Source organism: uncultured Veillonella sp., from assembly GCF_934230905.1.
Lineage (GTDB): Bacteria > Bacillota > Negativicutes > Veillonellales > Veillonellaceae > Veillonella.
This window is the reverse complement of record NZ_CAKQFJ010000042.1, coordinates 1-12234: the sequence shown is the minus strand read 5'-3', so window position 1 is coordinate 12234 and position 12234 is coordinate 1. Positions and strand designations below refer to the sequence as shown.

At 41.1% G+C, this 12234-nt stretch carries 12 protein-coding genes; 7 read left to right on the top strand and 5 right to left on the bottom strand.

The window, feature by feature from the left end:
* Positions 1–634 precede the first annotated feature (634 nt).
* Positions 635–1228 carry a hypothetical protein gene (locus Q0E20_RS08960; protein ID WP_295999222.1) on the top strand — a complete coding sequence of 198 codons (594 nt, stop codon included), beginning with the start codon at positions 635–637 and terminating at the stop codon, positions 1226–1228.
* An 11-nt stretch (positions 1229–1239) separates the two neighbouring features.
* On the opposite strand, the gene Q0E20_RS08955 is transcribed toward Q0E20_RS08960, so the two are convergent.
* The 4 genes from Q0E20_RS08955 to Q0E20_RS08940 all read right to left on the bottom strand — a co-directional run bounded on the left by Q0E20_RS08955 (position 1240) and on the right by Q0E20_RS08940 (position 3958).
* Positions 1240–1596, bottom strand: coding sequence for an MmcQ/YjbR family DNA-binding protein (locus Q0E20_RS08955; protein ID WP_295999219.1), 357 nt, complete (start codon positions 1594–1596; stop codon positions 1240–1242).
* 225 nt (positions 1597–1821) lie between these two features.
* Complete coding sequence (locus tag Q0E20_RS08950; protein ID WP_295999216.1) at positions 1822–2109, bottom strand: DUF1637 domain-containing protein; 288 nt, start codon at positions 2107–2109, stop codon at positions 1822–1824.
* Between the two features lie 120 nt (positions 2110–2229).
* Entirely contained in the window at positions 2230–2895 is a 666-nt protein-coding gene (locus Q0E20_RS08945; protein WP_295999213.1) for a hypothetical protein, read from the bottom strand.
* Positions 2896–3001: 106 nt separating this feature from the next.
* Positions 3002–3958 carry a DUF1858 domain-containing protein gene (locus Q0E20_RS08940; protein WP_295999211.1) on the bottom strand — a complete coding sequence of 319 codons (957 nt, stop codon included), beginning with the start codon at positions 3956–3958 and terminating at the stop codon, positions 3002–3004.
* 368 nt (positions 3959–4326) lie between these two features.
* On the opposite strand from Q0E20_RS08940, the gene Q0E20_RS08935 reads away from it, so the two are divergent.
* The 3 genes from Q0E20_RS08935 (at position 4327) to sfsA (ending at position 6250) form a co-directional block, all read left to right on the top strand.
* Positions 4327–4533, top strand: a complete 207-nt coding sequence (locus Q0E20_RS08935) for a DUF1659 domain-containing protein (RefSeq protein ID WP_295999208.1) — start codon at positions 4327–4329, stop codon at positions 4531–4533.
* 126 nt (positions 4534–4659) lie between these two features.
* Positions 4660–4881, top strand: coding sequence for a DUF2922 domain-containing protein (locus tag Q0E20_RS08930; protein ID WP_295999204.1), 222 nt, complete (start codon positions 4660–4662; stop codon positions 4879–4881).
* 199 nt (positions 4882–5080) lie between these two features.
* A complete protein-coding gene (gene sfsA / locus Q0E20_RS08925) occupies positions 5081–6250 on the top strand; it encodes a DNA/RNA nuclease SfsA (protein WP_295999202.1) in 1170 nt (389 codons plus the stop codon).
* A gap of 134 nt (positions 6251–6384) precedes the next feature.
* Here the strand turns inward: sfsA and Q0E20_RS08920 are convergent, their stop codons facing one another.
* Positions 6385–7626, bottom strand: coding sequence for an MFS transporter (locus tag Q0E20_RS08920; RefSeq protein ID WP_295999199.1), 1242 nt, complete (start codon positions 7624–7626; stop codon positions 6385–6387).
* A gap of 239 nt (positions 7627–7865) precedes the next feature.
* Here Q0E20_RS08920 and gyrA point away from each other — a divergent pair, with 239 nt between their 5' ends.
* From gyrA to Q0E20_RS08905, 3 genes are all read left to right on the top strand, one after another.
* The gene (gene gyrA, locus Q0E20_RS08915) at positions 7866–10331 is read left to right on the top strand and encodes a DNA gyrase subunit A (RefSeq protein ID WP_295999196.1); all 2466 of its coding nucleotides are present in this window, start codon (positions 7866–7868) and stop codon (positions 10329–10331) included.
* A 14-nt stretch (positions 10332–10345) separates the two neighbouring features.
* Complete coding sequence (locus tag Q0E20_RS08910; protein ID WP_367113251.1) at positions 10346–10711, top strand: hypothetical protein; 366 nt, start codon at positions 10346–10348, stop codon at positions 10709–10711.
* Between the two features lie 246 nt (positions 10712–10957).
* Positions 10958–12034, top strand: a complete 1077-nt coding sequence (locus tag Q0E20_RS08905; RefSeq protein WP_295999191.1) for a Fic family protein — start codon at positions 10958–10960, stop codon at positions 12032–12034.
* Positions 12035–12234: the final 200 nt, after the last annotated feature.

Here is a 12234-nt window from a genome sequence, read left to right as displayed (position 1 = left end):
AGATATTAATTTTTTTAGACCAAGGAACAGGGGCGACGCAGGGTGTGAGCTAACAGAGGAGCGTAGCGACGTATGGGAGCCACACATCGCTAATCCAGAGGCGTAAGATTTTCTGAAGGAAAATCCACAGCATCTGGAAAAGTCGTTTTTAGGAAGGTGTCTTTTTATTTTCCAATCATACATAAGATATAATTTTTTTAGACTGTAGGGAAAAGGAGCAAGTCGTTTTTCGAGAGGGGGCTGTTTTCCTCTATTAGGGATAGATATTAATTTTTTTAGACCAAGGAACAGGGGCGACGCAGGGTGTGAGCTAACAGAGGAGCGTAGCGACGTATGGGCGCCACACATCGCTAATCCAGAGGCGTAAGATTTTCTGAAGGAAAATCCACAGCATCTGGAAAAGTCGTTTTTAGGAGGGTGTCTTTTTATTTTCCAATCATACATAAGATATAATTTTTTTAGACTGTAGGGAAAAGGAGTAAGTTGTTTTTCGAGAGGGGGCTGTTTTCCTCTATTAGGGATAGATATTAATTTTTTAGACCAAGGAACAGGGGCGACGCAGGGTGTTTTGTGTTGATTTGTTTGTTATGGTATGATTTAGTTGTAATTGAGGGCGGCGAAGGAGGTTTTGTAGATGTCTCTTATGCAGGTTTGTTGGCATTTGATACGGTATCCGCGGTCTAAGGGGATTCCGTATGTTATGGAGCACAGCACGTTTGATCAAGCGCTGGTTTTTATGTATTGGTTGCTTGGTAGTATGGTCGGTTTGTCGGTGGTGGAAAATGGTATCATATTTCTTATTACGCCTGCAACCATGTTAGATACAATTGTATCGATTTTAGGTTTTATTTTTGCCTGGTTTTTCTTAAAAGGGCTTTGGCTTATATTGGCCTATTTTTATGTGAAAGCTACTAGTAATCGTGATCTTACGTTTAAGGAAACGTTTACTGCTGTTTCTTATTCGATGGCATTTGATTTACCTATAGCTGTGTTGTCCATGATAGGTACACTGCTTGTTGTTGTAGTGAGCCTTATCGGAGTTGGCATGATTGCGTTTAGCATTCATGCCATTTTGGGCCTTATTACGTCTGTATTAGCTATATATTATATGCTTTGTTCCCTTGGATTATACCGTCAAATGTTAAAGACTACATCGATGCATATTATTATCATTGCTATTGTATATGCTGTACTGTTAGTAGGTGCATCTATATGGTTACGAGTGTAGTGGAACATCATTTATTTTGTTAATCGATAACTCATATCGAGGAGCATTTTAATTCTTTCAGTAGGTACAGAACCATCTAAGGAAACAGTCAGCCAATGGGCTTTGTCCATATGGTAGGCTGCATATATACCTGGTTCTTTACGAAATGCACCGATCATAGTGGGTTCACATTTAATATTTAACACATCGATAGGCTTAATTTTTGACCACCCTAATTTATCAGTGGTGATATTCATAATTAATGCAAACCATTTGCGATTTTCCTGATGACGAAAGACCTTGTAATGTGGAAACTGCGTCCAAGGTGTATTTGTAGTTGTATCATCAAATTGGTTATGAATATATGCTTCTAAGTCTTCTCGTGTCATGTTGTGACTCCCTCTTTCTCTTATATAGTTAGTATATCCTCTTATAAAAGCGTCTGCAAGTGTCGACAGTGTACTCTATAGAAATTAAGATATGAATGTAAGTTATTAGGGGATAGCATATAAAAAACACCTATATATGGTGCGTTACGTAAAACGGTAACGATTACCACATATAGGTGTTTTTTTATATAGACACTAAGGAAAGGAGGTCTTATCTATATAATTTTATTCGGGCTTATGAATGAGGTTTACAATAAATTCACTGTCTTCAACAAGTGTTGCTTGAATGTAGTTATCGCCATTAAATTCGAGCACTTCACCTGGAACAAGTACGTGTTCTTCGGTTTCGTTTAGGAACACTTGTACTTTACCTTTTACAACAGTAAAAATTACATTGGCTTCAGGATGATTGTGTTTTTCCACCTTTTCACCAGCTTGGCCACCTTTTTTTACGATTACATAGTTAGGGCCTTGGAATAATAAACCTAATTCTTGTTTTACTGTGCCTGCCATAATGCTGCACCTCCTATATATAATACTTGTGTTAGTAAGGTTTTAACTTATGGCTTTATTATAACTGATATTTCTTATCAATTCTGTGCTTATAGCTACACTTTTGAAAGAAATATCTATTTATTTTTTAGCGATTGTATATAAGCGTGTGCCATTTTCTTCTGTAGTAACGAGTTCGAATTCAGGATCAATAGCTTTCACAAAGGCTTCGAACCATGTTTGGTAAGCGAGCATCATGAATTTAGGATCAACACCTGCTGTGCGCCAGTAGCTAGCTTGTAAGCGGTGGTCACCAACCCATGTAAAGCGGTCAGCGCTATCCTCAACGATTTGGTCGCCACCGTCGCAAGGCATGCCGTTTACATAGAAGTTTTGTAGGGCATTATAGATTGCCGGTGCCGTATGTTCTTCAAGGGAATCTTGAGCCACAACGCCGCACGCTTGACCTTGTACAGCGAAGGCGTCGAGAATTGCCGTTACTACATGAATCGCATTTTCATCAGCATTTGTATCGAGCAGATCTTTGATGAAAGCCGCTTCGCGCACGGAGGCGATATTGATTTGGTTTGCCAACCAACCATGAATATTGTTGTGATCGATAATGTTTTCCAATGGAATGCTAGGATTGATTGGTTCGCCGTACGTATCTACGGAGATGGCGTGTAACTCATCAGCAAGATCATCAACGACCTTTGTCGTTTTTTCAAGAATTAAGTTTTCACGCTCTACAAGTAATTGAATTTTACGATATAACCAGTAGTGAATGTGACCTAAAAATGCGGACATAATAAACTCCTTTGTATAATTTTTTTATGATAATGGGGAAGGGACCTATGTAGTTACATAGGTCCAAATATATACTCGAATGTATAAGTTTTAGTATAGAAATTAATTATGCACCTTTGCGGGCAGTTTCTAATTTATTGACTAAGTCGTAAACGTTAACGCCGTGGATTTCAGCTGCTTGCCATAATGGTTCCATTGTGGAGGATGGACAACCGAGACACCCCATACCAATGCTTTGTAGTACAGGTACTGTATTTGGATACATATCTACGATGTCGCGGATAATGGTATCCGGTGTAATTGGTTGACCTGGTTCTAGGCGTGGTGCTTCAACTTCTGGGTCGTTGCCGTGACCTGGTAAGTTCACAACAGGTTCTGCTGTTTTTGTTTCGGTAGGAGCCCCCTCAAGGTCGCCCAATACAGCTTCTTTGAAAGCGTCTAATCCGATACGATCGATAAATTCACCCATTCGTTCGATTTGTGCATTTGCTTTGTAATATTCGATGATGCGGTCTACAAGTGCAAGGGCTTCTTTTTCTGTTGTTACCTCTGCAATGAGGTCGCCAATGCGTGGATGCGCACCGCCACTGCCGCCAGCATAAACGCTCCAGCCCTCAACAGAACCGATAACGCCCACATCCTTCATGCGGCTTTCAGTACAAGAATTAATACAGCCGGACACGCCGATTTTCATCTTGCTAGGCATTTCTTGGGATAAATATTTGCGTTCCAATTGCATACCAAGATGTACGCTGTCTTGTTTAGCACGTTTACAGAACGTTGTGCCTGGGCAAATCTTGACGCTGCGCACGCGGTTGGACACCATGTAAGCTGGTTCCATGCCGAGCATGTCCCAAGCTGCATCTACGTCTTCAGCTTTCAAATTTGTAATCATAATGCGTTGGCTGCCTGTTAATTTAAGGACAGCACCAAATTTGTTGGCCACATCAATATATTTTTGTAATTGATCCGGTTGGATAAAACCCGCTGGAATGCGTGGTGTAATAGCATAACGGCGTTGACCGTTTTTAATTCGTTGTAAATTTCCTGCAATTTGAGCCATTGTAATCCCCTCTAAATTGTAATGAACTACTTATATTCTATCATATATGTATACTGTGAAAATAATTGTGAAAGTCTCTAATATTAACATGTATTGTGTTATATTGAGTTTCTATCAACGATAAAACTATGATTATCGTGACTGTATGAACTAAGTATAATACATTTCCATAGAAAATAATGTGTCTCAAGATACAAAAATTTAAATTTTTCCCACTGTTTCACGTGAAACTAAATACAAAAGTACGGCTCTAAATCTTGATTTGGGGTCGTTTTTTCATGGGCAAAAATATTATTCCTCTTTTTTGAACGAATTTGCTTGTCATGGGCCTCTTTTTGGAATGTATATAGGTGAAAGGAGGTGATCAGATGGCTGAACTAAAACGCACAAAGTTAGTGTTACGTTTTAATGTCGGTACAGAAGATAAACCGAAATATAAAGACGTCGCTTTCACACGCGTTGCTGAAGACGCTACTGATGATGCGGTTAAAATCGTCGGCACCGCATTAGCGGGTCTCTATGAGAACACTATTGCTGACGTAGTACGCGTCAACGAAGTATCCCTTGGTCATTAATCTATGCTAAGACCTAATTCTTAGCCAGTAATGACTGCGTGAGGGTTCTTAGTCATCCAAATCCTATGAATCACTCACAATTTCATTCCCATCCCTATGTATATGAATTAGAAAGGAGTGCCCAACATGGCTGATAAACGTGTGGTATATCTTAAATTTTCTACAGTCAATGGCAAAAGCGCATCGATTACAATTAGTGGACCTCGCGCTGGCCTTACTTTGGAACAAGTTAAAACGGCAGCTAATGCGCTAGTAGCGAATAAGGTAATCTTAGGCGCTGGTGATGCTCCATTGGCAAGCTTTACCTCTGCCAGTGAAGTCTCTACGCAAAGTAAAGATTTGCAATAAAACAACATATCGCTCATACATAGACAAATTTATTTGATTTGTGTTTAGCACAACTATTGCTGTCATGCGATGTATATCTTATCACTAGTCATATGGTAGTATCGGAACCTGTCATATGACGCCTCCCAGCGGGCTGCTCTTTGGAGTGGCCCGTTTTGTTGTATAATGAACTTAGAATTATCTTGATATAGGAGGAACGATGAAGGTTCTATATGATACAATTTTGAAAGCAACCTATACCGGCCGTCCCAACCGCTTTGTGGTGACTTTGAATCTTAATGGTGAAAGCGTACTCGCTCATTTACCTAACCCAGGTCGTATGTGGGAACTGTTGTTTACCGGCGTAACGATGTATATTGTGCCCCATGATAAGTCTGATGCAAAAACGAAGTACCGCGTGGTAGGTATTGAGCGTGACGGCGTAGTAATCATGCTCGATACCAATTATAGCAATGATGTGGCGCAGTATTTAATTGAAAATAAACTCATTCCTGGTTGGGAACAGTGGCGTGTTGTACGGCGGGAATATACCGTAAAACTACATGGTACAACATCGCGTTTTGATATATTGCTCACCAATGATGAGGGGGCAGAATTCCTTTTAGAGGTGAAATCCTGTACGTTGTTTTCTAAGACCGGTGCCATGTTCCCTGATGCTATTACAGAACGTGGTCGTAAACATTTATTGCACTTAAAGGAACTTCAAAACGAAGGCTACCACACAGGGGTTCTTTTCCTTGTGCAGTGGGATAAGGCACAATGGTTCTTACCTGATTATCATACAGATTTAGAATTTGCGCGCACTTTTAAAGAGGTAGCTCCTTCGTTAGATTGGAAAGCCGTTGCAGTAGCGTGGGACGAGACTTTCACCATGCCTACCGTGACACGAGAATGTACCTATCCGAGTTATATCCTTGATAGCGAAGCATACGATAGCGGTGTGTACGTGATGGTGATGCATCTTGATCACGACTTAGACCTCGAAATTGGTTCTAAAGGGATGATGCATTTTAATGCGGGCTATTACATGTATGTCGGCTCCGCCAAGGCAAACCTTACGAAACGTATTGTACGCCATAAACGGAAACGTAAGAAAATGCATTGGCACCTCGACTACTTCCGTGGTCACTGCGAAATGATAGCAGGCCTACCGATTAGGACGAGTCGGCAGGATGCGGAATGTGCGTTGGCTGATGCGGTGCGTGCCATTGCGGGGTGGAGCGTGCCTAAATTTGGCTGCTCCGATTGCGATTGTAAAAGCCATTTGTTTGGGATGACTGAAAATCCTATACATAACAAAGCATTTATGGATGTGGTAGAAGAATTTAGGATGAATCAGCTGGATTCGATCATTAGTGTTGAGGAGTAATACAACAATATGTTCAAGATGCGTTAGCAGTTATTTCCAAAATGGAAACAACTGCTGATGATATGATAAAAAGGACGTGTAAATCAATCTGATTTGCACGTCCTTTTTAGGTGTTGAGATATCTATATGAATTTTTATTTTTCTTCGATGATTGTAGAATGTTTCTTTTGCGTTTCTTTCATAATGATTGCTACCACTACGAGTACAGCTTCAAAAGCAACAACGACGATGTCTAGCGCAATCATATGGCCCCATGTGCTCGTGAGCCAACCCATGAATGGACCTGAAAAGAAGGAGAGAAAATAGCTAGAAGCGCCTACAAGTCCTGTGGCAAGTCCAATTTGTTTATGGCTAACACCATCTTGTGCGATGGTATATCCCAGTACATAAATGGCATGGAGACCGATGCCCATAATAGCACCAACAATGTAGAGCAGTACGGTTGTTTTAGGGATGAAGTGGAAAATTAGAATGCCGCAGATTGCATTTAATAGTGCTAAGGTGATAATAGTTGGTTTACGGCCAAATTTATCTGCGAAGAAACCGAGTACAACGCCAGATAAACCGCCGATACCATACACCATGCCGAAGAATTGTCCTGCTTCAGCGGCACTAAAACCTTTGAAGGTCATGAATAGGTATGGCCCCATGGAGGCAAAGCCCCAGTATGGAACGATATTTAGAATTTGAATGGCAACAGCGAGCCACACGATTTTGTTTGTTCCCACCGCTTTCACAGCCTCAACGAGATGCATGCCCTTAACATCGGTGGATACGTCGGTGTATTTTTTACGGAATCCAAAGAACAGCAAGATACCGAATGCGATGGTAACGAGACCGATATTAAATAGACCTTGTGTCCATTCTCCTGTTTGTGAAAGATTATATCCATAGTATGTAGGACCTACATAGGCGCCGATGGCATAGAAGGTCATCATGAGGCCGTTTAACATGGCCCGGGCAGCTGGAAAGATGGATCCAGCTACAGAGTACATAACAATATTCCACATACCTTCTGCCATGCCGAAAATAGTACGAGCTAGACCAACCTGAATGACATCACTAGCTTTTGTTACGATAGCAGTCATGATACCTAGGAAAACCATGCTTGATACAAGCAAGCGTTTGCGTCCAAATTTATCGGCTAGGTATCCAGCGGGAATATCGATGAGCGCTTGGCCTAATGTGAAAATAGTACCTAATGTACCGACTTGGATTGGCGTTAATGCTAATTGCGCAGCGATGGCTTTTAAACCGACACCAAAGGATAAACGGTTTGCTGAATAAAAGGCATAACCTATAGCGAGTAGCAATAATTGTATCCAGATAATGGCTGGAATTTTGGGTAAGTGAAATTTTGAATTCTGATTATCCATATGTATCTCCTCTCTGTACATTCTATTTATAAAAGTTCATAGAATAATGAATAAAAACAAAATTATTGTAACAAGGATAGGTGTATTTTTAAATAGATAAATATATGTGTGTGAAATAAAATCTGTAACAATTGGAGTATACTTTCACCAAAAATCTCGATAACAATAGCGTTCACCCCTTAAAAATGCTATAATAATATGATGAATTGTAATCAGTGTTAGTAAAATGAGGTGAGATTGTGGCAGACCAACAATGGTCCCATGGGAATATTCATCCCGTTCAGATTGATAAAGAAATGAAGAACGCCTATATCGATTATGCGATGTCCGTAATCGTAATGCGTGCTCTTCCAGATGTGCGTGATGGCTTGAAACCAGTACATCGTCGTATTTTGTACGCGATGCACGAAACAGGCATGACGCCAAATAAACCATATAAGAAATCTGCTCGTATCGTCGGTGACGTTCTTGGTAAGTATCATCCACATGGTGATAGTTCCGTTTACGACGCAACGGTTCGTTTAGCGCAAGATTTCAATACGCGCTACCTCTTGGTAGACGGCCATGGTAACTTTGGTTCCATTGACGGCGATAGTGCTGCTGCGATGCGTTATACCGAAGTACGTATGGCGAGAATTACGCAAGAAATGCTTGCTGATATCGACAAGGAAACTGTTGATTTCATGCCGAACTATGATGAAAGCTTGCAAGAACCGACCGTATTGCCAGCGAAGATTCCAAATCTTCTCATCAATGGTTCCAGCGGTATCGCCGTAGGGATGGCGACCAATATTCCGCCGCACAACCTTAATGAGGTTTGTAATGGCCTTGAAATGCTTATCGATAATCCAGATGTAACTGTGGACGAATTGATGACACAAATCAAAGGCCCTGACTTCCCGACTGGGGCGCTTATCTTGGGCCGTGACGGCATTAAAAAAGCGTACTCCACAGGTCGTGGTAGCGTTAAGATGCGCGCTCGTGCAACCATTGAAGAAATGGCGAAGGGCAAGCATAAAATCGTAGTCACTGAGATTCCATACCAAGTTAACAAGGCTCGTGTCATCGAAACGATTGCGAACTTGAGCCGTGACAAGGTAATCGATGGTATCACAGCACTTCGCGATGAATCTGACCGTCAAGGTTTGCGCATCGTTATCGAATTGCGCGCTGACGTGCAACCAGATATCGTTCTTAATAAATTGTATAAACATACTCAATTACAAGAATCTTTCGGCGTGATTATGTTGGCTCTCGTGGATGGTCATCCTCGCGTATTGAATTTGAAAGAAGTATTGGGTTATTACTTAGATCACCGTCTCGATGTTATCGTACGCCGTACTCAATTCGAGCTTAATAAAGCCGAAGCGCGTGCTCACATCTTGGAAGGCTTGTTGATTGCCCTAGACCACATCGATGAAGTTATCGCGACAATCCGCAGCTCTCAAACTGACGAAATCGCACGTAACGCATTGATGCAAAAATTCGGGCTTTCAGAAAAACAAGCGGTAGCCATCCTCGACATGCGTTTACGCCGTTTAACCGGTTTGGAACGCGAAAAAATCGAAGAAGAGTACAAGGAATTATTGGCATTGATTGAAGACTTGAAAGCTATCTTGGCTAGCGAAGCGCGTCAACGTCAAATCATCAAAGACGAATTGGAAGATATGAAGAAAAAATACGGCGACCCTCGTCGTTCTGAAATCACTATCGATACATCCGACCTTGATGTAGAAGACCTTATCGCTGACGAAGAAATGGTAATTACCTTGACTAAACAAGGTTATATCAAACGCATGAACGCAAACGTATATCGCAACCAACATAAGGGTGGCGCTGGCGTTATCGGCATGAAGACGAAAGAAGACGATTATGTAACACAAATTATGCATGTTCGCACGCATAATACATTGTTGTTCTTCACGTCCACTGGTCGTACATATCGTCTCAAAGCGTACGAAGTGCCAGAAGCAGGTTCCCGTAACTCTCGTGGTACCGCTATGGTTAACGTATTGCCATTGGCTGTAGGTGAATCCGTTACGACTATGATTGATCTTGAACGTATCCATAAAAATGTAAACTTATTTATGGTTACTGAATTCGGTGTTGTAAAACGTACGGCAATCGAAGAATACCGCAATATCCGTCGTTCCGGCCTCAATGCAATCAACCTTGACGAAGGGGACCGCTTGATTTGCGTTATCGTAACGACAGGCAACCAAGATATCTTAATTGGTACGAAACTTGGTATGGCCATCCGTTGCAATGAAGAGGATGTTCGTCTCATGAAACGTGCGGCTCATGGCGTTCGTGGCATCAAGTTGAAAACTGGCGACGTTGTTGTAGGCGCTGGTGTTCTTGAGTCTGATGAAAGCGAAGCACAAGTGTTCACTATTTCTGAAGAAGGCTATGGTAAACGCAACGAAGCGGATGCGTACAATGTACAAAAACGCGGCGGCATCGGTACAAAGAACTTCCGCATTAACGATAAAACTGGCGATGTAGTAGCCGTTGAAGTCGTTCACAATGATGACGAAGTGATGTTAATTTCTGAACAAGGTAAGATTATTCGCTTTAACATGAATGACATTGCTGTGAAAAAAGGCAAAGCCATTTCTGGTGTGAAAACACAAAATCTCGATGAAGGTGATAAAGTCGCTAGCATTGCTGTGATTCCTGCATCTGAAATTGAAAGCGAAGAATAGAATAGGATAGAATGATGAAAAAATGGTTAGCTGCTATTATGGCAGCAGGATGTATATTTGCTGGTGGCTTTGGCGTAGCTCATGCCGCTGATTGGTACTATGTTGATGCGGATGCGGATGACTCTGCATGGTTTATTGATAATTCATCCGTATTTAAAACAGATTCTATGGCTCGTATCTTGGTGAAAGCTAATAATGTAGACGGATATACTTATATCTATACCGTTGAAATTAACCGTCCAGACAGCACTTGGACAGAAGTGAATGCAACGGTATATAGTCAATCCGGTGTAGCTTTGTTGAGTAGCAACGAAAAACAAAAACCTATGAAAATTGAAAAAGATACAATAGGGGCAGAAGTAATGCAGGCCCATAAGTAGGGTTTGAGCTAACAGAGGAGTATAGCGACGTATGGGAGCCACACATCACTTAGTCCTGAACGTAAGATTTCGAGAATCGAAATTCACAGTGAAGGTAAAGTCGGTTTTTAGACACCATTCATTTCCCAGCCTACCTTAGCAACATATTCAGAGCGAGGTTTCTTTTATTCTACATTAGTATTATTTTCCCCTATATTATGTTAAAATTAGGGGATAGTAATGTAAGTAGGGATAAGGTGGTGCGGAATGCGTAGTTTTGATTATCGGCGGTTAATGGATTGTCTATGGGATGGCGAGGTTGTGTCGTTGCTTTCACGGATTCATGAGTATAAGGGACGGCAGGATTTGTTTGTATCTCAGAGGCCTAGTAGTGTGGCTCGATTGGTAAATATTGCGAAGGTACAGAGTGTGGAGTCGTCAAACCGAATCGAAGGGATTGTGACGACGAAGGCTCGGATTCGGTCATTGGTGGCGGATAAGACATCGCCTCGTAATCGGGATGAGGAAGAGATTATGGGTTATCGCGATGTGTTGAATACGGTGCATGAAAGTTACGAGTACATTAACTTGACGAGTCAAATCGTATTGCAGTTGTATCGAGATTTGTATGCGTATTCCCATAAGGGGATAGGTGGTCAGTTTAAAAATGTACAGAATTCGATTATTGAGCGACTTGCTGATGGTCGTGAGATAGAACGATTCAAATCATTAGACCCTTATGCAACACCTATTGCTATGGATGAAATTTGTAATAGTGTTACTTCTGTATTGAACGATAAATTAGTAGATCCTTTGCTTGTGATTCCTGTATTTATACACGATTTTTTGTGCATTCATCCTTTTAATGACGGAAACGGGCGTATGAGTCGACTATTGATGACATTGTTGTTATATCAAAATGGTTATATGATAGGTAGGTTTATCAGTTTAGAGCAAAAAATTGAGCGTACAAAGGATAGTTATTATGTGGCGCTGGCTCAATCTAGCTCAGGTTGGCATACAGGGGATGAGGATGTGGTTCCTTTTGTAAAATATGTGCTCCGTGTTATCTTGGCAGCGTATCGTGATTTTGAAAGCCGCATTGAACTGTTCAATACATCATTATCTGCAAAGGATCGTATAAAAACAATTATTAGTAGTACTCTTGGTAAGATTACAAAGTCAGGTATTCTTGACAAGCAACCAGATATTGCTGTATCTACCGTAGAGAAAGCCTTGAAAGAACTTGTGGAAGAAGGCTTTATTGAGCGACACGGTGTAGGGCGCAGTACCTTTTATGTAAAGGTAGCTCAAAAAATTAGCTTTCACACAAAATACATTTAATACTTATATAATAAAAGAAATTTGATTTTATACGAGGTGAAATATATGAAAAAATTATTAGGTACATGTTTAGCGGCTGCTGCAATTTGTGCATTCGGTTTTGGTTCTGCTAGTGCTGTTAATTGGCAAGTATTTGGTCAAGATAGTGCTGGCATCACTTGGTCTATTGATCAAGATAGCGTTCAAAAAAATGATAAAAG